The 21,227-nt window shown below is 54.6% G+C and carries 13 protein-coding genes, 2 pseudogenes and 1 riboswitch; of the genes and pseudogenes, 13 read left to right on the forward strand and 2 right to left on the reverse strand.

Features of this window, described 5'->3' with window-relative positions; genetic code table 11:
* The first annotated feature begins 374 nt into the window (after positions 1–374).
* The 13 genes and pseudogenes from BN2591_RS00870 to BN2591_RS00930 all read left to right on the forward strand — a co-directional run bounded on the left by BN2591_RS00870 (position 375) and on the right by BN2591_RS00930 (position 18,143).
* Positions 375–5,012: an autotransporter outer membrane beta-barrel domain-containing protein gene (locus BN2591_RS00870; protein ID WP_244172967.1), complete on the forward strand. Its 4,638-nt coding sequence runs from the start codon at positions 375–377 to the stop codon at positions 5,010–5,012.
* A gap of 292 nt (positions 5,013–5,304) precedes the next feature.
* Positions 5,305–5,723 (forward strand): annotated as a pseudogene (locus BN2591_RS00875) (integrase); the annotation flags it as partial.
* A pseudogene (locus tag BN2591_RS00880) lies at positions 5,719–6,052 on the forward strand (methyl-accepting chemotaxis protein); the annotation flags it as partial. The pseudogenes BN2591_RS00875 and BN2591_RS00880, both read left to right, overlap by 5 nt.
* Positions 6,053–6,424: 372 nt before the next feature.
* Positions 6,425–7,096, forward strand: coding sequence for a hypothetical protein (locus BN2591_RS00885; RefSeq protein ID WP_086868263.1), 672 nt, complete (start codon positions 6,425–6,427; stop codon positions 7,094–7,096).
* A 1,468-nt stretch (positions 7,097–8,564) separates the two neighbouring features.
* Positions 8,565–8,661: riboswitch (TPP riboswitch) on the forward strand.
* A gap of 34 nt (positions 8,662–8,695) precedes the next feature.
* Positions 8,696–9,478 (forward strand): hydroxyethylthiazole kinase, encoded by a 783-nt coding sequence (gene thiM / locus BN2591_RS00890; RefSeq protein ID WP_086868265.1) that lies wholly within the window; start codon positions 8,696–8,698, stop codon positions 9,476–9,478.
* Positions 9,475–10,275 carry a bifunctional hydroxymethylpyrimidine kinase/phosphomethylpyrimidine kinase gene (thiD, locus tag BN2591_RS00895; protein ID WP_086868267.1) on the forward strand — a complete coding sequence of 267 codons (801 nt, stop codon included), beginning with the start codon at positions 9,475–9,477 and terminating at the stop codon, positions 10,273–10,275. The genes thiM and thiD overlap by 4 nt, the downstream gene beginning before the upstream one ends.
* A gap of 150 nt (positions 10,276–10,425) precedes the next feature.
* Positions 10,426–11,478: a class I fructose-bisphosphate aldolase gene (fbaB, locus tag BN2591_RS00900; RefSeq protein ID WP_086868271.1), complete on the forward strand. Its 1,053-nt coding sequence runs from the start codon at positions 10,426–10,428 to the stop codon at positions 11,476–11,478.
* A 238-nt stretch (positions 11,479–11,716) separates the two neighbouring features.
* A complete protein-coding gene (locus BN2591_RS00905; protein ID WP_086868274.1) occupies positions 11,717–12,871 on the forward strand; it encodes a mandelate racemase family protein in 1,155 nt (384 codons plus the stop codon).
* Positions 12,872–12,959: 88 nt separating this feature from the next.
* Positions 12,960–14,588 (forward strand): ABC transporter substrate-binding protein, encoded by a 1,629-nt coding sequence (locus BN2591_RS00910; RefSeq protein WP_086868278.1) that lies wholly within the window; start codon positions 12,960–12,962, stop codon positions 14,586–14,588.
* A complete protein-coding gene (locus BN2591_RS00915; RefSeq protein WP_086868280.1) occupies positions 14,585–15,622 on the forward strand; it encodes an ABC transporter permease in 1,038 nt (345 codons plus the stop codon). The genes BN2591_RS00910 and BN2591_RS00915 overlap by 4 nt, the downstream gene beginning before the upstream one ends.
* The gene (locus BN2591_RS00920) at positions 15,619–16,524 is read left to right on the forward strand and encodes an ABC transporter permease (protein WP_086868283.1); all 906 of its coding nucleotides are present in this window, start codon (positions 15,619–15,621) and stop codon (positions 16,522–16,524) included. The genes BN2591_RS00915 and BN2591_RS00920 overlap by 4 nt, the downstream gene beginning before the upstream one ends.
* A complete protein-coding gene (locus BN2591_RS00925; RefSeq protein WP_086868285.1) occupies positions 16,496–17,359 on the forward strand; it encodes an ABC transporter ATP-binding protein in 864 nt (287 codons plus the stop codon). Before BN2591_RS00920 ends, BN2591_RS00925 begins: the two co-directional genes overlap by 29 nt.
* Before the next feature lie 10 nt (positions 17,360–17,369).
* A complete protein-coding gene (locus BN2591_RS00930; protein WP_086868287.1) occupies positions 17,370–18,143 on the forward strand; it encodes an ABC transporter ATP-binding protein in 774 nt (257 codons plus the stop codon).
* A 496-nt stretch (positions 18,144–18,639) separates the two neighbouring features.
* Here the strand turns inward: BN2591_RS00930 and yegS are convergent, their stop codons facing one another.
* Both yegS and trhP read right to left on the reverse strand, forming a co-directional pair.
* Positions 18,640–19,539 (reverse strand): lipid kinase YegS, encoded by a 900-nt coding sequence (yegS, locus tag BN2591_RS00935; RefSeq protein WP_086868289.1) that lies wholly within the window; start codon positions 19,537–19,539, stop codon positions 18,640–18,642.
* 250 nt (positions 19,540–19,789) lie between these two features.
* Positions 19,790–21,151, reverse strand: coding sequence for a prephenate-dependent tRNA uridine(34) hydroxylase TrhP (gene trhP / locus BN2591_RS00940; protein WP_086868291.1), 1,362 nt, complete (start codon positions 21,149–21,151; stop codon positions 19,790–19,792).
* Positions 21,152–21,227 lie beyond the last annotated feature (76 nt).

The raw sequence follows: 21,227 nt of genomic DNA on the forward strand, positions 1-21,227 counted from the left end.
CGGGCTTTATTTCCTGTGTAATAGCATTTTATTTTACGTGTTCCATTAATTTATCTTTCACGACTGTGCGCGAGTTGTTCAGTTGGTGTTGCGGTGCGTCTGCATAAGCAGTGGGCACTGCCGTATTTTATCGGAATAGATTACAGGAACGCTTATTTTTAAATATAAGGAAGTGAGATATGGAAAGGATTGTTAAACCTCATTCAGGGCAGCTAGCGCGGCAATTGTCGGCAATGTCGCAACCAGGCATGGCGCCCTATCACTCATCTGATTTAACTAGCCTTCCGAATATAAAAACCACGCTTTCACGGCTTGCCTGCGCGGTCAGAGTCACCTTTCCGGTGTTAATGTTTTTTACCGGCATGCCAGCTGCTGTGGCCGTAAACATTACGCAAAATACACTTTACGATAAGCCAGTTAACGATATTAATGATGGGCTCACGTTCGCTCCGAATAGCGGCCTGGAAATAACCGCTGGAGCCGGTACCGTCAATGTCACTAACAGCGCAGGTCCGTATGCAGTAGCGATGGGCAGCGCTTATTTATGGTTACATGGCGGCTCCCTTAATAGCGCAGGCGATCTGCTGTTGAAAGGCCAGTCAAACATTCAGATCGGCGGGGCACAAATCGGTGGTGCCCCCGTAACGACAAATGGCGAGGGCGGCACACTCACCTTTGGCAACCTTGCGACAGACACCGGTGCTGGTACGTCAACCGCTATTAATATTTATGATGCGCAGTCGGCAATCGTGGCTAACAGCATCAACCTGCAGTCTGAAACAAGCCAGTACGTCCAGACCGGCGGCACGACCACGGTGGCGCATGATATGTCAATTCTGCCCGGTGGTAGCGCGGCGAGTGGCGGGTTATCGATCAGCGGTTCCGCGATTCTCAATGTGGGCGATAATCTCACCGCCAATCTCGCTGGCGGTGTCATGGGGTTGCATATTGCCGATGGCGCAACCGTGAATGTTGGCGGCGATTTTACGCTCTCTAATGAGAGCACCCTTTATGACATCAATGCGGTGGCGAATAATGCATTAATTAGCAATGCGGACGTGCATGTTAAAGGCGATATGAACCTTAATGGTACTCATACCGGCGACACGGCGTTGCAAATACATGGCGGTTCTTCCGCGCACCACGTCGTTATTGGCGGGAATATCAATCTCAATGCCTCGGCTGCCGGGAATAATATGCAAACGGTACTCGGTAATAATGCCTGGGTGGATGTGGAAAATAACATTACGCTTAACAGTGTATCTGGCGCCAATAACACCCTTTATATTGGTAATGCGCTAACTAATGAGCAAAACCATGTTGATGCAACGCGCATTATTATGAGCGGGACGGGCGATAATAAGGTTATTTTTAATAATGCCTTCTCTACGCAATCGAATAATGATGGCTATGTTTTTAATATGCAAATATGGGGTGAGGGCAGTGTTGAATATCAGTCGGGTCATACTACGCTGGGTCTGGAGTCTGATTATAGTGGTGATACGCTAATTAGCGGCGGTTTGGTCACGATTAACCATACGAAAGCGCTGGGATCAAATACGATAACAATTAATACTGACGCCAATGACGCGAAGAAAGGGCTGGAAATTGCCGGAATGGATCACTACGCCTTCACTAATAAAATGATCGGCACAGGTATGACGACGGTTTCAGGCGATGTGATCATTTTTATTAATAAAAACACGTATGCCGGAACATGGAATATCACCGGGAAGGCAGCAACCAGCAGGGATTTATTATCCAGCGACAATGCCTTTGGCACAGGGACGATTAATGTCGCTGCGAATGGGGAATTTACTGCGCAAACTGACGCTGCGTTCGAATTTAATAATCATCTAACCGGCACTGGCGACTTTATCGTCGATAATAATCATAACTCGTTTAATTTTACCGCTGATGTGGGGCGTGATTTTTCCGGCGATGTCTATCTCAGAAATAATGATTTTTCGCTGGATGGGTTCAATACCAGCGCACTCACTCAGGCCACACTGCATGTTGAAAACGGCAACACGACTACCGTCGGCCCGGGCACCCAGTCCATTGGTGGTCTGGCGTTCAACGGCGGCACAATGGTATTTGGCGATATCAATTCCCTGCCTTTAGTTGAGGCGAGCGGAAATGTGGATGTGTCCGGACGGGGCACTATTCAGATCAGCAACAGCAGCAGCTTGCAAAATATGTCGCACTCGCCGGATACCAGCAAACCGCTCATGCAACAGGATGAAGCGGGCATCGAATACCAGTTGCTGGAAAGCCAGCAAACCGTGGCCGGCGCTGGCGGTAATTTGCTGCTCGTCGATGAAAATGGCCAGCCTGTGTCCGCAGAAACGGAGCACGACGTGACGCAAAATGGCCAGACCGTGGCGAAAGGGCACTATGACTACCGTCTTACCAGCGGGAGCAGCGCGGATGGTATGTATATCAATTACGGGCTGACAGAACTTGAACTGCTGGGTCAGGGCAATGATGCCCTGACATTGAGCGCTGAAGGTAACAGCGGTAACGCCGCCGATTTGAGCGCGAAAATCAGTGGAAGCGGTGACTTGAACATCAATACCGACACGACGGTTTCATTATCCAATCAGGATAACGACTACACCGGCGTAACGCGGATTATTGCCGGTGAGTTGCAGTTAGCTAACGATCAAACCCTGGGCAACACCTCGTTGGTCGATATGGCTTCTGCAACGGTGCTGGATATTCATGGCTATCAGCAAACCCTGGGCGCGGTGGAGAGCCTGCAGGGATCGATAATCGATCTTGCTGGCGGCAGCCTGACGATGACCGACAGCAGTGAGATCGCCGGTGCGCTCACCGGCAGCGGCGCATTAAATTTCATTGGCGGGCAGACGGCTATCTATGGTGAAAACACCACGCTCAGCGCCGATATCACCATAGAATCGGGCGCATCCGTTACCCTCGATAACACGCGGGGGCTGGGGACGTCGGGCATCGACACCAGCGGTTTTCTCAAATTTAACAGTACCTCCGGCCGGTTTGAAAACCCGCTCTCCAATAGTGGAATTGTTGTTCTGAACGACAGTGATATCCAGTTTACCGCTGACAACAGCCATTTTGACGGTACGGTTGAGATTGGTGATGGCAGCCAGCTTACGGTTAATACGGGAGACCAACTGAGTTTCGCGTCGATAATCGATGACGGAACGCTTCGGCTGGTGACTGACAGTGACTGGACCGTGCAAAACAGCGTGACCGGTTCCGGGGGGCTGGAAAAAGGCGGCTTCGGCCTGCTCACACTCTCGCAGGCTGCCGCGCTCTATACAGGAGAGACCCATATCCGAAGCGGCGGCTTGCAGTTCGGTTCACCCGAGGAGCCGTTCACGCTGGCGTCATCGCACGTCACTATCTATAAAAACGCGTCACTTATCGGCAACGGCGCGGTAGCAGGTGATGTGACTAACGCTGGCACCCTGTCTATCGGGAGCGGAACGACGAACCGGGCTGCACGCGCGGTCGGTGATGTGCTTACCATTAACGGCAACCTGAATAACAGCGGCACGGTTCAGATAGGTGCGGCAAACAGCGGCAAAGTACCGGGTAATCAACTGGTGGTGAAGGGGGATTACCAGGGGAGCAACGGTTTGATTAATTTCAACACCGTTCTGGCGGATGACAACTCCGCAACGGAAACGCTGCGGGTGGAAGGCGATACCAGCGGTACGACTAAGGTCAGCGTTAACAATGTTGGCGGCACGGGCTTGCCTACGCTGAACGGGATCCAGCTCATCCATGTTAACGGACGTTCTGCCGGGCGATTTACCCAGCAGGGGCGAATTGTCGCGGGCGCGTATGACTATATGCTGATGCGTGGCAATGGGCAGGATTATGCGCACTGGTATTTAAGCAATCAGATGCCAGAAGACGTGCCGCCTGATCCGGAGGACCCTCAAGATCCACCGATTGACCCCGAAGATCCACCGGGCGACCCCGATCAGCCGCCGTCTGAGCAGCCTGATTTGACACCACCACACGTCACTAAGCCGGTTTACCGGCCGGAAGGGGGAACCTACACGGAAAATCTGGCGGCAGCCAACCGCATGTTTGCCTTCCGTTTGCAGGAGAGCGCTGGCGAAAACCCGGCCGATAACGCACCGCAGGGCGATACCGCAGAAAGCAGCATGTGGATGCATCAGGCGGGAACGCGTCACCGCTCGCGCGACGACAGCGGACAATTGAAAACCGACTCGACTCAGTATGTGGTGATGCTGGGCGGCGATCTGGTGCAGTGGAGCGACAGCCGCCAGGGGCGCGGGCACGCGGGAGTCATGGCCGGGTACGGAAACCACCACAGCAAAACGCACTCGGGCATCAGCGGTTACGATGCTGACGGTCAGGTAAATGGCTACACGGCTGGCGCATACGGCGCATGGTATGCCGACGGTGTAAATAAAACCGGGTTGTATGTAGGGAGTTGGGCGCAATACAGCTGGTTCACGAATTCAGTCAGCGGTGAGGAACTCTCTGCCGAGGCGTATCACGCCAAAGGTGTCAGTGCCTCCGTTGAAACCGCCTGGAACTGGAAAGCCGCTGCGTTTTCCGGCAGCGACGGTTCGCCGACAAGCTGGTACATTCAGCCGCAGGCGCAGGCTATCTGGATGGGCGTAGACGCGGAAGATCACCGCGAAGCAAACGGCACGCGCGTTAGCGACGATGGAAGTAACGCGCTACAAACGCGGCTTGGGATCCGCAGTTGGCTCAACAGGGATGGTGGCCGGGATAATGGCAACGGGCGGGCGTTAGCGCCGTTTATCGAAGCCAACTGGATCCACAATTCGCAGCGTTTCGCCACGCGTATGGACGGCGAAACCATCAGCCAGGCGGGTGCGGAGAATGTCGGCGAAGTGAAAATCGGCATGACTGGCAGGTTGAACACGCAACTGCATCTGTGGGGCAACATCGGCTATCAACGCGGCGGCAAAGGCTATAGCAGTACGCAAGCGACGTTTGGCGTTCGTTATGAATTCAAATAGTTGCCCGTACACTTTACTTTGCAGGGGTTGCGCGCGCGGCGCTTTTGCCGGAAGGCTGGTTTACAATACCCGGCGCGCGCATTCTCCTGAGAGGGGTTACGAAACCGCTAACCGCAACGTATTGATTTTTAAATGACTCGGGGTGACCTTCTTTGTGAAGGCTGAGAAAAACCCGTATTACCTGATCTTGATAATGCCAGCATAGTGGGGCCGAAATTCGGCTTCCTTCTCATGAAATTGACTCTCTTTTTGTTAGTGCGTAATGCACTTGAGGTACAAAAAGGGCGCAATCATGGGGTACAGAAATCTTCCATACACATTTCAGCGAAACGGCAACTACTCTCTGCAAATCCGGCTTTCAAACGGCAGGATGTATAAAAATCACGACTCACGGATAGCTTCCGTGAAGCATCTGCTTTGATGATTGGCGTTACGCCACACATTCCTTTTGTTAAATCATTAGCTACACCGCTCTCGATGTTCGATGCGTTTATTTCAAACCTGATTGTGTCAGAACGGAGGGCTGTGAAAGTTTTGCCGCTACCTCATCAGCCGATTGATGAACCCGCTGCTAACGTTGAGCCGGCAGCACCAGTCGAGCCGGAAAAGGTGTTAACCCTTTCTGATGCCTGGGCTATGTACAAAGACGAAAAAGGGCGTAACTGGACGAAATCGATCTCAATGGCGAATGAGCGTTATAGGGAAGTATTGCCAACTCGCCAGCGAAGTCCGCAATCTGGCGCAGCGCTCGTCGGTTGCTGCGAAAGAGATTAAAGAGTTGATTGAGCAGTCCGGCTCAGGTTCAACCTGGCAGCGAAAGGGTGGAGCGAGCGGGCGAAAGCATGAAGCGCATTATCGCTTCCGCTAAACAGGTGTCCGAACTGATGTCGGAGATTGAGTTCTCCACCAATGAGCAAAGCCGCGGTATTGAGCAGATCAATATTGCTGTCGCGCAAATGGATTCCGTTACCCGGCAGAACGCCGCACTCGTTGAGGAAGCCTCTGCCGCTGCACATTCGCTGAAAGAGCAGTCGCAATGACTTAAACAGGCTGTGGCTGTCTTCAAACTTAACTAATGACAAACGGTGACAGGCAGGCTTCGGCCTGCCTTTCTTTTTATGGTCGCGTTATCTTTGAGGGTGATTTTGCGCTCCGGTTCCAGCAACGCGAGGCGCTGAAAGGAAGCGGAGGTTGGTTAGGTTGGGCTGGGTTAAGCAAAAATCAGACTGCAGGAAAAAAGTGCGAAACAATCAAAATTAGGAGTTTTCCTATGCTTTGATAAGCAGTAGACTATCCTTTTACCTATCACATAACAAAATGAAATATACGATTCCAGCCAAGTTGTTCTTCGGTGTTTTAGCAGTGACTTTTGTTTGTTTAACATACTTGTTGATTAATGTGGTGATTTAAAAATGAAAAATGAAACGACAGAGATAGATTTACTGGAGTTGCTTTTCTTTATAAAAAAGAAAAGTAAAAGCATCATTTTCTCAATGGCGGTAGCGCTGATTTTAGCAATTGTTTTTTTGTGGGTGGAAAAAGATGAAGTAAATATAAACTATGAAGTAAAAATAAACAGTGATGCTCCCAGTATGATTATTAATTGTGATACTGATTTTGATTGCAAATCGAATTTCATTGAATCTATTATCAAAGGCAATAGTGACGAATTTACTATTCAGTCAAATGAAAGAACAAAAGTAATTAATCTCACCTGGAGAGGCAAGACTTCAGAAAAACCGATCGCTGATGCTGCAATTAAAACGATATATCAAAAAATCAGCGCCTGGTATACTCAGGATTATCAAGCGTATAAAAGAATAATTGATGATAATAAAAACAACGAGATGAATGGTACTGAACTATATACAAAAATAGCCTTTATTACAAAGCTGGACTATTCGAAGGAAAAGGATTTTATATTTATCAGTAAAGGTGATGTCAGTAATAAATATAAAAAAGGTATATTCATTGTATTAGCGTTAATGATAGGGTTTATTTTATCGACTTCTTATCATTTAACGAAAAGAAGCATTGTTGAATATAATAAAAAGAAAATATTCAAAAAAACGCAAATTAACTAAAAAAGCAATACCAGTGTATAAATAAAGTATAAGCCCGCCGAGTGAATTACCCAGAAGACGGGGGTTCACTCGAGAGTTGCGGGCTTTTTACAGTAGTAAATGAAAACAGGATCAACCAGATTGGGGTTATACAGCATCCATTTTATTAGCAGAGTAATTAATTAAAAAATTTAACTGATTCATCTTTAATTCACATAATTGATAACCGGGAACATCAGGATAGATCTATAAAAATCCGTTTCGGATATTGTATTGACACTGACCCCATAACCGTATTCTTTTCCTGCCCATATTTCTTTTATCAACCACGGTTCGCTACATACTGCGAGAGCCCCGTCTGCCTGGCTGGGGCAGAGCAGGTAAGCAGAATAGAGATGGACTCCTGAGACGACGGAAACGTTGAATCAGATTCAACTGATTCGGGGTGCCCTTCCTTGTTAAGACTGAGAAATACCTGTATTACCCGATCTGTAAGATACCCACGTCAGTAACGACGGGATTTTCCGCCGTTGTATACCCGAATAATTTTCAAAAATAAAAAAAGCCCCACCTTTTTAGGTTCGGAGCCAGATCTGGCGCGCTTAAATTTCCCGTAGGCTGTACGTTAAAAAGTAGCGGCCTGCGTGCTGTTCAATGCTGTATACCCTGCTGCTGTAATCGATCCGAACCGTGGCACCGTCAACGGCGATCGCCGATAGGGAGCCGCTGCCAGTCAGAAATGAAAAGTCGCCGTAAAGCTGCTGCACGCTAGCTCCATCGGCATTGCGTAGGTAATACCGGTGTACGGTCGGGGCGGTGGCTCCGCCTTCGCTGTTCTGCGTGGTGTAGCCATGTGCCCGGGGCGATAAGGCGCACGCTCTGAAGCGTGTCGCCTGCTCGCGGATCTGGCTGATAACTCAGCCAGGCGAAGATGACCAGCAACACAGTTAACAGCCAATGGGCCGCATTAATGCGCACCTTCTGATAAAACCATAAATAAGTTTGCGGCAGTGCGGCGTTACGTCCGTAGCCGTGACTGCGTGCTTCTCTCATATTGTTTTGTAGGATCTGCCGTCTACTTATAGGGCCGATGCCTGGCGGTGATGCCATCTTCCTTCTCCTTTTCTCTTTGAATGTTATGGTCGTTATGGGGCGGCAACTGATTGATAAGCAAGCATTAAAAAAACGTTCTTTACGGCGTAGAGAAAGATACCTGTGATTTTAGTAACCATAAAAATCAACGAGTCAGACTGCCTGAAGGTATCGATGTTGTGTTCATGACCGTTATGAAATCATTAAATTTTCATGGCTTGCACCTGCTTGTTGAAAAGCCGATTAGCCGGTGAAACCGTCGTAATATGGTCGCGCCCGTGTGGGTTGTGATGAGGGGCAGATGCCATTTTTAAAAGGGTTGTGTCTTTGTCTTCCCGCTGGCATGCTCCTGAACAGGGATTAATGAGAGCATTAATCGCATATAGTTGAATTTGTTTTAAATGACTCGGGGTGCCCTTCTTTGTGAAGGCTGAGAAATACCCGTACCACCTGATCTGGATAATGCCAGCGTAGGGAAGTCAGATGCCTGCCCGGCATCCCTTCTTCACGCCGGGCAGGAGCGAAACCATGCAACCTGACCTGCTTGATCGTGTGCAGCTCGCACATGCGTTACAGCAATTCCGCCGTCGTTCTCCCCTTGTGCACTGTATGACCAATGATGTCGTACAAACCTTTACCGCTAACGTGCTGCTGGCGCTTGGCGCATCACCCGCGATGGTGATTGATAGCGAAGAGGCGCCGCAGTTCAGCGCTATCGCCGATGCGCTGCTCATCAATGTGGGCACTTTGACGCGCGAGCGCGCCACAGCTATGCGTCTGGCGGTGGAGAGCGCAAATGCCGCGCATAAACCCTGGACACTCGATCCCGTCGCCGTTGGCGCGCTCACGTTACGTACGGAATTCTGCCAGCAACTGCTGGCGCTGCGTCCGGCGGCGATCCGGGGTAACGCTTCGGAAATCCTCGCGCTTGCCGGCATGAGCGAAGGCGGGCGCGGCGTGGATACCACCGATACCGCCAGCGCAGCACTGCCTGCGGCGCAGGCGCTGGCGCGGCAAAGCGGGGCGATTGTCGCGGTAAGCGGCGAAGTGGATTACATCACCGATGGCCCGCGCGTGCTGATGGTCACCGGCGGTGATGTGTTGATGACACGTGTGGTTGGCACCGGCTGCGCGCTCTCGGCGGTGGTGGCTGCCAGCTGCGCGTTGCCGGGCGATAAGCTGGAAAATGTCGCCGCGGCCTGCGCGTTTATGGCACAAGCCGGCAGCCTGGCCCGCGCGAAAAGCGCGGGGCCGGGCAGTTTTGTTCCCGCCTTTCTGGATGCGCTGTACGCGCTGGGAGGCAACGCATGAAGCGCATCAACGCGTTAACCGTTGCCGGCACCGACCCCAGCGGTGGGGCGGGTATTCAGGCGGATCTGAAAACCTTCTCGGCGCTGGGCGCATACGGCTGTTCGGTGATCACCGCACTGGTGGCGCAAAACACCCGTGGCGTGCAGTCGGTGTACCGCATTGAACCCGATTTTGTCGCCGCGCAGCTTGATTCCGTGCTCAGCGACGTGCGCATCGACACCACCAAAATCGGTATGCTGGCAGAAACGGACATTGTGGAAGCGGTCGCGGAGCGGCTGCGGCGCTACCAGGTGCGCAATGTGGTACTCGATACGGTGATGCTCGCCAAGAGTGGCGACCCGCTGTTATCGCCTTCGGCTGTGGCGGCGCTGCGTCAGCATTTACTGCCGCAGGTTTCACTTATTACGCCTAATTTGCCGGAAGCCGCCGCGCTGCTCGATGCGCCGCATGCCCGCAGCGAACAAGAGATGCATGCCCAGGGCGAAGCGCTGCTGGCGCTCGGCTGTGAAGCGGTGTTGATGAAAGGCGGCCATCTGGAGGACGCCGAAAGCCCGGACTGGCTGTTCACGCGCGATGGGGCGCTGCGCTTTACCGCCCCGCGTGTGAAAACGAAAAACACGCACGGCACCGGCTGCACGCTCTCCGCCGCGCTGGCGGCGCTGCGCCCGCGCCATAACGACTGGGCATCCACCGTGGTGGAAGCAAAACAGTGGTTAACGGCGGCGCTGGTGCAGGCGGATACGCTGGAAGTGGGGCACGGCATTGGCCCGGTACATCACTTTCATCAGTGGTGGTAAACCGGTATACGAAACGTGCCAGCAGATTATGCTGAAAAAAGTTGCAATGGTGGAAAATCTCGCGCGAGGGAACCAGGCTTATCTCTGCCTGCCGTCAGGCAGGTAAGGATAATCCAATTCGCTTTGCGCGAAGCTTACGGGAGCATAGCTATGACTGATATTGTGCAGTTACTTGGCAAAGACGCCGACAGCCTTCTGCAACACCGTTGTATGACCATCCCCGCTGACCAGCTCTACCTGCCAGGACACGATTATGTGGATCGCGTAATGGTCGACAACAACCGCCCACCGGCGGTGCTGCGAAATATGCAGACGCTGTATAACCACGGGCGGCTGGCGGGCACGGGCTATCTGTCTATTTTGCCGGTCGACCAGGGGATCGAGCACTCGGCGGGCGCGTCGTTTGCCGCCAACCCGCTCTACTTCGATCCGAAGAACATTGTCGAGCTGGCGATTGAAGCCGGTTGTAACTGTGTGGCATCCACTTACGGCGTGCTGGCGTCGGTTTCGCGCCGTTACGCGCACCGCATTCCCTTCCTTGTCAAACTGAACCACAACGAAACGCTCAGCTACCCCACCGAATATGACCAGACGCTGTACGCCAGCGTCGAGCAGGCGTTCAATATGGGCGCGGTCGCCGTCGGGGCGACGATTTACTTCGGCTCGCAGGAGTCTCGCCGCCAGATTGAGGAGATCTCCGCCGCCTTTGAACGCGCGCATGAACTCGGCATGGTCACCGTACTGTGGGCGTACCTGCGTAACTCTGCGTTCAAGAAAGATGGCGTCGATTACCACGTTTCCGCCGATTTAACCGGCCAGGCGAACCACATTGCCGCCACCATTGGCGCGGATATAGTGAAGCAAAAAATGGCGGAAAATAACGGCGGCTACAACGCGGTGAACTTCGGTTACACCGACGAGCGTGTTTACAGCAAGCTGACCAGCGACAACCCGATTGACCTGGTGCGTTACCAGCTGGCGAACTGCTACATGGGCCGCGCCGGGCTGATTAACTCCGGCGGCGCGGCGGGCGGCGATACCGATCTGGGCGATGCCGTTCGTACCGCGGTTATCAACAAACGCGCGGGCGGCATGGGGCTGATCCTTGGCCGTAAAGCGTTTAAGAAAACCATGGCCGACGGCGTGAAACTGATTAACGCCGTGCAGGATGTCTATCTTGACGAGAAAGTGACCATCGCCTGATGCCCCATTTACCCTCCCCGCTGGGGGAGGGTAAACAAAAAAACGGCATTTAATTTCTGCTCAGTTCCCTTCCCGATCTTCATCACATTTCCGTAACCTTTTGTGAAAAATATCACGCACTGTCGTGCGCATGCCCAAAAAATGGCGGCCGCTTAGCGGAAATTGTCCGAGGATGCGGCGTATTTTTGTGCATATATTTTCTTATGAAACGGCTTTTCAAAAATACCAAGGATCAGTAATGAAAATTGAATCTGTCAATGTCACCGTCTTTCAGCATCCCACGCGCCGCGTTTCCGACAGCGCCGGACACTCGCATCCGGGGCCGGAAACGCAGGCCAGAATGGCGATGCTGACCATCACCGCAGACGATGGCAGCAAAGGCTACGCCTTCGCGCCGCCGGAAGTGGTGCGTCCGTTTGTGCTCAACGCTTTTTTCCGCAAAGTGATGGTCGGGCAGGATCCGTTTAACCGCGAGCGCATCTGGCAGGATCTGGTGCACTGGCAGCGCGGTAGCGCACATCAGTTAACCGAGCGCGCACTGTCGTTTGTTGAACAAGCGCTGTGGGATTTGATTGGCCGCAAGCTCAATATGCCGGTGTACAAGCTGCTTGGCGGCTACCGCGACAAAGTGCCCGCGTATGGCAGCACCATGTGCGGTGACGAACTGGAGGGCGGGCTTTCAACACCGGAAGAGTACGCCGCCTTCGCCGAAAAACTGGTGGCGCGCGGCTACAAAGCCATCAAGTTACACACCTGGATGCCGCCGGTGAAATTCGCGCCGAACCCGAAAATGGACGTCAAAGCCTGCGCCGCAGTGCGTGAAGCGGTCGGCCCGGATATCGACCTGATGATTGACGGCTACCACTGGTACAGCCGCACCGAAGCGCTGTGGATCGGTAAAGAGCTGGAAAAACTCAACTTCGCCTGGTTCGAAGAGCCGATGGAAGAAGAGAGCATGTCTTCTTACGCGTGGCTGGCGCAAAATCTGTCAATTCCGATTATCGGGCCGGAAAGCCTGGGCGGGAAACACCACAGCCGTGCTGACTGGGTAAAAGCGGGCGCCTGCGACATTCTGCGTGCCGGTGCCAACGGCGTGGGCGGCATTTCGCCGACGCTGAAAGTGGCGAACCTGGCGGAGTCGTTCGGCATGGATTGTGAAGTGCACGGTAACGGCGCGGCGAGCCTGGCGGTGATTGGCGCTATCCGCAACTGCCGCTGGTACGAGCGCGGTCTGCTGCACCCGTTCCTCGATTATGACCAACCGGCAGCGTACTTAAACAGTATTGTCGACCCGATGGATGAAGAGGGTTTTGTTCATCTGCCGCAGCGGCCGGGGCTAGGCGAAGACATCAATTTTGCGTATATCGAAGCCAACACCGTCAGCCACGACTGACAAATAACAATAAATGCCCGGAGGCGATGACTTTCGGGCCGCACCGGTCGATTACCGGTAAAACGTACTCTACAAACGGTATGCACAGATGAAAAAAACCTCCCTCGCGGGCGCGTGTTTACTCGCGCTCTCGCTGATGATGGGGAGCGGCGCGGCATTGGCGAAAACGCCGCCCGATCAGCTCATCATCGGCATGAACATGAATAACCTGCTGACGCTCGATCCAGCGGCGATGACCGGCAACGAAGTGGTCGGTATTGTGGTCAATCTCTACGACTCACTGGTTGAGCTCGATGCGAATGAACTCACCAACGTTAAACCGGCGCTGGCGGAGTCCTGGGATATTAGCCCGGACGGCAAAACGCTCACCTTCCACTTGCGCAACAACGTCAGGTTTCACTCCGGCAACCCGCTGACCGCGCAGGATGTGGTGTGGTCGATGCGCCGCCTGCTGCACCTGAACCTGGCGCAGGCGTCGGTGTGGAAATCTTACGGTTTCAGCAAAAAGAATATCGATCAGCAGGTGAGCGCACCGGACGACAACACCGTGCAAATCCGACTGCCTAAGCCTAACGATCCGCAACTGGTTATTTACTCGCTGGGCGCGCTTGGCAATCTCGGCGTGCTGGACAGCAAAACCGTGCAAAGCCATGAAGTGAATGGCGACTGGGGCAACCGCTGGCTGACCACCAACGAAGCGGGTTCCGGGCCGTTTATGCTGGAAACCTGGCAGGCGAAAGATGTGCTGCGCATGAAGCGCAACCCGAATTACTGGCGCGAGGAGCCCAAACTGAGCCGCGTGGTGCTGCGCCATTTCCAGGAGTCGCAAACCCTGCGCCTGATGCTGGCGAAAGGCGATCTGGATATTGCCAATAACATGGCGGTTTCGGACATCAACGCGCTGCGTAAAGACCCTAACGTAACGGTGGAAGCGGTGCAAAAGGGCACGGTTTATTACGTAGCGATGAGCATGAAAGAGCCGCATTTCGCCAACCCGAAAGTGCGTGAAGCGGTGCGGTATCTGATTGATTACCAGGGTATCAATAAAGCATTGATGCCGGGCTATGGCGTGCTGCACCAGCGACCAATCAAAGCGGGAATGCCGTCAACGCTGCCGGATCCCGGCTACCGGCTGGACATTCTGCGCGCGAAAAAACTGCTCGCGGAAGCGGGTTACCCGGACGGGTTTGATACCACGCTGCGCGTACTCGCCGACCAGCCGTTTCTCAATATCGCCATCGCCGTGCAGTCAACGCTGATGCAGGCCGGGATTAACGCCAAAATCGTCACCGGTACCGGCAACCAGATCTATGGCGCGATGCGCGAGCGTAAATTCGAAATGCTGGTGGGACGCGGCGGCAGCGGTGTGGAACCGCATCCGCACTCGAGCCTGCGCGCGCTGGTCTATAACCCCGATAACAGCGACGAAGCCCGGCTGACCAACTTCCAGGGCTGGCGCACCAGTTTCTACGATAAACCGCTCAACGAGATGATCGACAACGCGCTGCTGGAGCGCGATCCGGAAAAGCAGAAAGCGGACTATCAGCAAATTCAGCGGCGCTATGACCAACTGATCCCGGCGCTGATCCCGCTCTCGCAAATGGTGGATTCGGTGGTGGTGCGTAATGAAGTGAAAAACTTCCAGTCGCATCCGTCTGCCACCACGTTCCTGCGCGAGGTGTACAAAGCGCCCGTCACCACAGGAGAGAAAGGATGAGTTCGTTACTGCTTGCGCCTGGTTCACGCACCCGACGCCTTTCAAAACGGTTCACTCAGGTGGTGGTGACGCTGTTTGGCCTGCTGCTGCTGACCTTCTTTATTGGCCGAGTGATGCCTGTCGATCCGGTGCTGGCGATTGTCGGCCCGGATGCGGATCACAGTACCTACCAGCAGGTTTATCAGCAACTGGGGTTTGATAAGTCGCTGCTAACCCAGTTTGGTATTTACCTGAATAACCTGCTGCACGGCGATCTTGGCAACGCGTTGCTGACCGGCAAACCGGTACTGGACGATATTGTGCGTGTCTTCCCGGCGACGCTTGAGCTGGCGACGATGGCGATAATCGTTGGCGCCGGGCTCGGTGTTCCGCTGGGGGTACTGGCGGCGGCGCGTCGTAACAGCGTTGCCGATTACGTGGTACGCATTATCAGCCTTGCCGGTTACTCCACACCGATTTTTTGGGTCGGCATGATGGGGCTGCTGCTGTTCTACGCCTGGCTTGGCTGGGTCGGCGGTGCCGGTCGGCTGGATCTGGGGCTGGATGGCGTGGTAGCGCATCGCACCGGGCTTATCACCGTGGATGCGCTGCTGGCAGGCAATGGCGCGGTGTTCTGGAATGCGCTTAATCATCTGGTGCTGCCTGCCTCACTGCTCGGTTTCCACTCGCTGGCGTATATCAGCCGCATGACCCGCAGCTTTATGCTGGCGCAACTGTCGCAGGAGTTCATCATCACCGCGCGGGTGAAAGGGTTGACGGAACGCCAGGTCATCTGGAATCACGCCTTTCGCAATATCCTCGTGCAACTGCTGACGGTGGTGGCGCTGGCTTACGGTTCGCTGCTGGAAGGGGCGGTATTGATTGAAACCGTCTTTTCGTGGCCGGGCTTTGGCTCCTACCTCACCGGCAGTTTATTGCTGGGAGATATGAACGCGGTCATGGGCTGCGTGCTGCTGGTCGGGGTGATTTTCGTGATGCTCAATCTGCTCTCCGACATGCTTTACCAACTCTTTGATCCGAGGACGAAATCATGACGGTCTCTTTTGATTCGCCGCTCTCTTCGGCAAGCCGCGAGCGCAGCCTGCGTATCAAACGCGGCGTCGGGCGTGCGGCAGGCTTTCTTGGCAAAATGGCGCGTAACCCGCTCACGGCAATCGGCGGCAGCATCATTTTGCTGCTGCTGGTGGTGGCGATATTCGCGCCGCTTATCGCGCCCTATAACCCGCTGGTTCAGGATCTGGAAAACGCGCTGAGCGCGCCGAATGCCGCGCACTGGTTTGGCACTGATGAGTTTGGCCGCGATATTTTTAGCCGCCTGGTTTACGGCTCGCGCATCACGCTTTATATCGTGCTGCTGGTGTCCGTCACCGTTGGCCCTCTGGGGCTGCTGCTTGGCGTTACCGCCGGGTACTTTGGCGGCAAGGTCGATATGGTGCTAATGCGCGTGACCGACATCTTTATCTCGTTTCCGAGCCTGGTGCTGGCACTGGCGTTTGTCGCGGCGCTTGGGCCGGGGCTTGAACATGTGGTGATCGCCATTACGCTCACCGCCTGGCCGCCGATTGCGCGGCTGGCGCGCGCGGAAACCCTCTCATTGCGCCAGGCTGATTTTATCTCCGCCGTGCGCTTGCAGGGGGCGTCGCCGGTGCGTGTCCTGTGGCGGCATATTGTGCCGCTGTGCCTGCCGTCGGTGATTATCCGCATCACCATGAACATGGCGGGGATCATTCTGACCGCGGCGGGGCTGGGCTTTTTAGGCCTGGGCGCGCAGCCGCCGGAGCCGGAGTGGGGCGCGATGATCTCAAGCGGGCGCACCTACATGATGGAGTGCTGGTGGGTAGTAACGATTCCGGGGCTGGCGATCTTAATCAACAGCCTTGCCTTTAATTTCCTGGGAGACGGCTTACGTGACATCCTCGATCCTCGCAGCGAATAATTCGCCGCTACTCGATGTGCGCAACCTGCATGTCGATTTTATCAACGGGCGCGCGGTAACCCATGCGGTGCGCGGCGTCTCCTTCAGCCTTGGTCAGGAGAAACTGGCGATTGTCGGTGAGTCTGGCTCTGGGAAATCCACCGTCGGGCGCGCCTTGCTGCGCCTGCACCCGGCGAAGGCGCGCATTCAGGCAGAGGCTATGCAGTTTGGCGATGTCGACCTGCTGAACATCAGCGAAGCGCAGATGCGCCAGGTGCGCGGCAAGCGTATTTCGATGATTATGCAGGACCCGAAATATTCGCTGAACCCGGTGGTTTGCGTGGGCGATCAGATAGCCGAAGCCTGGTTAACGCACCATCCGGGCAAGAAAGCCGAGGCGAAGACGAAAGTGCTGGAGATGCTCGATGTGGTGCGCATCCGCCAGCCGGAACGCGTTTATCATCTCTATCCGCATGAAATCTCCGGCGGCCAGGGGCAGCGCATCATGATTGCCATGATGCTGATCACCGACCCTGAACTGGTGATCGCCGACGAACCTACCTCGGCGCTGGATGTTTCGGTGCGTTTGCAGGTGCTGGGTTTGCTGGACGACTTAGTGAAATCGCGCGGGCTGGGGCTGATTTTTATCAGCCACGACATCAACCTGGTGCGCAGTTTCTGTGACCGCGTGCTGGTGATGTACGCCGGGCGGGTGGTGGAGTCGATTGCCGCGAAAGATCTCGATAACGCGCAGCACCCCTACACGCAGGGGCTGATTCACGCCTTGCCGGAAATCCACAACCGCCGTCCGGTGCTGCCGGTGTTGCAGCGTCAGGCCAGCTGGCTGGGCGAATAAGGAGAGCAGAATGATCAACGTGAAAAACCTGCACCTCGCATTTGGTGAAGGGGAAAAACGCAATCAGGTGCTGGAGGATGTCAGTTTCAGCGTGCAGCCAGGCGAGATTTACGGGCTGGTAGGGGAATCCGGTTCCGGAAAAACCACGGTGCTGAAGTGCCTGGCGGGGTTGTTTACCCACTGGGAAGGCGAGTTGGCAATCAACGGCCAGCCGCTGGAAAAGCGCCTTAGCCCGCCGCGCTGTCGGCTGGTGCAGATGGTGTTTCAGGACCCTTACGGTTCGCTGCACCCGCGTCACACTATTGGCGACATTCTGGAAGAGCCGTTGCAAATTCACGGTATTCACGATCGCGATCGGCGCATCAACACGCTGCTGGATAAAGTGGGGTTAAACCGCGCGTTTCGTGACCGTTATCCGCATCAGCTTTCCGGCGGTCAGCGGCAACGGGTGGCTATCGCCAGGGCGCTGATTCTGGAACCGCGCGTATTGCTGCTGGATGAACCGACTTCGGCGCTGGACGTCTCGGTGCAGGCGGAGATCCTCAACTTGCTGGCGGCGCTGCATCAGGAGTCGCAACTCACTTACCTGATGGTGACGCACGATCTTGGCGTGATCGCCCATTTGTGCCAGAAAGTGGCGGTGATGCAGCACGGTAAAATCCTCGAAACCTTAACCGTCGATGCGCTGGTGAGCGGCGCGGCGCAATTGGATTACACGCGGATGCTGGTGAATGCCAGCCAGCAATATAGCCGCGAGATGGCGCGCGAGGTGGCGGCGTATTAAGTTGGCGGGATTCATTGGTGCTGCTTTAGTATTGTGGAAGGGTTCCGTTCACCATCAGAACGGTTCTCACAATAGACTTCATTGCGGTGAACGGGATAATTGCACCCATGCGGCATGTCGCATCTATTGCCGGATGTCATGTCCGGCCTACACCAACGTACTTTTCAGCAACACTGGCTTTGTTTTGACTTTCGGTCTCACCGCGATGGGGTTGCGTCCCCGCTGAAATCGGCGAACCGGAGCGTGAATGACAAGGGCTGGACGCCATGGATGGCGGCCAGAGGCGAATCGAGCCACGACGGCGAGTCGAGCCGACCGCAGGCAGGCACGCGGTAGCTCCCCTTATCCCGTTCACCGCATAAGTGATGAATGAAACTCCCGTGCGTCTGGTGAACGGAACCATTCCACCCATGCGGCATGCCGCATCGATTGCCGGTGGAGCTTGTGCTTACCGGGCCTGATTGGGTTTCCAACACCCGCGTAACGTTGCGGCGCATTAACGCAATAACGGGCAATCCGGCGGCAACCGGCATTGCAGCGCATTCGGCACCACTTCAATGCGAAACTGCTCGCCGCGCAGCGGTTCGCCGTCGAGATTAAACGTCATTTCATGCGGCGCATTGATTTCAAACCACGCCGATTTCCCGTCGATAATATGCGGGTTATCTTCCGGCTGTGTCAGGGTGGTGAACAGCGCCGGCAGCAGTTCATCACCGGTGAAAATTCGTAGCTGCAATAAACCGTCATTGATCAACGCCTGAGGGCAGAGCTGCTGTCCGCCGCCCGCCTGGCGACCATTGCCGATGCCAATCACCAGCGCGTCGCCCTGCCAGTGAAAATCTTCGCCGGTTATTTCGCAGCGATCCGCTTTCAGCATATCCATGCGCATCAGGCCGTGAATCAAATAGGAGACGCCGCCGAGCGCGGCTTTGAGTTTTTCCGGCGTTTCACTGGTAATCCGAGTGCCAAAACCGCCGGTCGCCATATTGATAAAGCAGGTTTTATCGTTTACGCGGGCGATATCAATCGGCACCGCTTTACCGACAATCGCCAGCTGTAAGGCTTTATCCAGACCTTCCGGGATGCCGGCGCTGGTGGCGAAATCATTGGCCGTGCCGAGCGGCAAAATGCCCAGCGCCGGAATTGTCTCGCCTTTGCAGTTCACCAGCGCGGTCGCCACTTCGTTAATGGTGCCATCGCCGCCACCGGCAATCACCGTGGCTACGCCACGTTGCTGTGCCTCCTCGACATAGCGCACCGCGTCACCTTTTTCCCAGGTGACGCGCACCTGAATATCCATGCCTTCATCGCGCAATAGCGTTACTGCTTCGCGCAGGGCGTCGTCCCCGGCGCTTTTACCGTTGAGGATTAACAAACTTGTGGGAAATGCGCTCATTCTTTTCATCCTGATTGAATTCGATGAGAAAAGTGTATCGCAGGAGAGAAAAGTGGGGAGAAAAAGCAGAGAAAGGATGAAAAAAAATCAGCCTGCGTAAGGGAGATTACGCAGGCTAAGGAGGTGGTTCCTGGTACAGCTAGCATTTATGGGTTATGTTTTTCAGCGAGAAGGATAATACCCGTATTAAACGGGGCGGTATGTGATCCGATTCTAAGATTTTTCGCGCCGAAAAAATAACCCTGCTCAATCACTTCGCGTGAGGATTGCGTGTTGACTGCCCGGTGAAATTTCTCATCAACAGCGCATATTCCAGCGCCATATCCTGCGGAACCGGCAACCAGACAGTATAACCGTCTCCCGGCGCGACCGGCATGGCTTCGCCTTTGGCGTTTTCCATGTGCTCCAGCGTAAAGTTGACGTTGCCCTGCGGGGTCATCAACTCCAGGCTGTCGCCCACGGAGAACTTATTTTTCACCGCTACCGCCGCAAGATCGCCTTTGCGCTCACCGGTAAATTCACCGACAAACTGCTGGCGTTCGGAAACGGAATAACCGTATTCATAGTTCTGATAGTCGTCATGGGTGTGACGGCGCAGGAACCCTTCGGTGTAACCACGGTGCGCCAGGCCTTCCAGCGTCTCCAGCAGCGAGGTGTCGAACGGCTTGCCCGCGGCGGCGTCGTCAATCGCTTTGCGATAAACCTGCGCCGTGCGCGCGCAGTAGTAGAAGGATTTAGTGCGGCCTTCGATTTTCAGCGAATGCACACCCATCTGCGTTAACCGTTCAACATGCGCAATTGCCCGCAGATCTTTCGAGTTCATGATGTAAGTGCCGTGCTCATCTTCGAAGGCGGTCATGTACTCGCCCGGACGCTGGGCTTCTTCAATCATGAACACTTTATCGGTCGGCGCGCCGATGCCGAGCGTCGGTTCAATGTTCTGCACCGGGATCGGTTCATGGACATGCACGATATTGCCGATGGCGTCCTCTTTGCCTTCCTGCACGTTATATTCCCAGCGGCAGGCGTTGGTACAGGTGCCCTGGTTCGGATCGCGTTTATTGATATAACCCGAGAGCAGGCAGCGGCCGGAATAAGCCATGCACAGTGCGCCGTGAACGAAGATTTCAATCTCCATTTCCGGCACCTGGGCGCGGATTTCGGCAATCTCTTCCAGCGACAATTCGCGCGAAAGGATCACGCGGGTCAGCCCCATTTGCTGCCAGAACTTCACGGTTGCCCAGTTAACGGCGTTGGCCTGCACGGAGAGGTGAATCGGCATCTGCGGGAAGTTTTCACGCACCAGCATAATTAAACCGGGATCGGACATAATCAGCGCATCCGGCCCCATATCCACCACCGGTTTCAGGTCGCGAATAAACGTTTTCAGCTTGGCGTTGTGCGGGGCAATGTTCACCACCACGTAAAACTGCTTACCCAGCGCGTGGGCTTCGTTAATGCCGATTTGCAGGTTTTCGTGGTTGAATTCGTTATTGCGCACGCGCAGCGAGTAACGCGGTTGGCCCGCGTAAACCGCGTCTGCGCCATAGGCGAAAGCGTAACGCATATTTTTCAGCGTTCCCGCCGGGGAGAGGAGTTCCGGTTTAAACATGATGTTCTCATTCTGATGACAGGTCAGACAGCCTCACCGCAGTGAGGCAGTAGGGGAGTTCCCCTAAATTTAGGGC

Origin of the sequence: Kosakonia pseudosacchari, assembly GCF_900184035.1 — a bacterium.
GTDB classification, from domain to species: Bacteria; Pseudomonadota; Gammaproteobacteria; order Enterobacterales; family Enterobacteriaceae; genus Kosakonia; species Kosakonia pseudosacchari.

Excerpts from the sequence above, each read along its gene's own strand:
- BN2591_RS00920 (WP_086868283.1), top strand. The coding sequence starts at position 15,619 with ATGACGGTCTCTTTTGATTCGCCGCTCTCTTCGGCAAGCCGCGAGCGC.
- BN2591_RS00930 (WP_086868287.1), top strand. The coding sequence starts at position 17,370 with ATGATCAACGTGAAAAACCTGCACCTCGCATTTGGTGAAGGGGAAAAA.
- BN2591_RS00905 (WP_086868274.1), top strand. The coding sequence starts at position 11,717 with ATGAAAATTGAATCTGTCAATGTCACCGTCTTTCAGCATCCCACGCGC.
- yegS (WP_086868289.1), bottom strand. The coding sequence starts at position 19,539 with ATGAGCGCATTTCCCACAAGTTTGTTAATCCTCAACGGTAAAAGCGCC.
- BN2591_RS00915 (WP_086868280.1), top strand. The coding sequence starts at position 14,585 with ATGAGTTCGTTACTGCTTGCGCCTGGTTCACGCACCCGACGCCTTTCA.
- trhP (WP_086868291.1), bottom strand. The coding sequence starts at position 21,151 with ATGTTTAAACCGGAACTCCTCTCCCCGGCGGGAACGCTGAAAAATATG.
- BN2591_RS00885 (WP_086868263.1), top strand. The coding sequence starts at position 6,425 with ATGAAAAATGAAACGACAGAGATAGATTTACTGGAGTTGCTTTTCTTT.
- fbaB (WP_086868271.1), top strand. The coding sequence starts at position 10,426 with ATGACTGATATTGTGCAGTTACTTGGCAAAGACGCCGACAGCCTTCTG.
- BN2591_RS00910 (WP_086868278.1), top strand. The coding sequence starts at position 12,960 with ATGAAAAAAACCTCCCTCGCGGGCGCGTGTTTACTCGCGCTCTCGCTG.
- thiD (WP_086868267.1), top strand. The coding sequence starts at position 9,475 with ATGAAGCGCATCAACGCGTTAACCGTTGCCGGCACCGACCCCAGCGGT.
- thiM (WP_086868265.1), top strand. The coding sequence starts at position 8,696 with ATGCAACCTGACCTGCTTGATCGTGTGCAGCTCGCACATGCGTTACAG.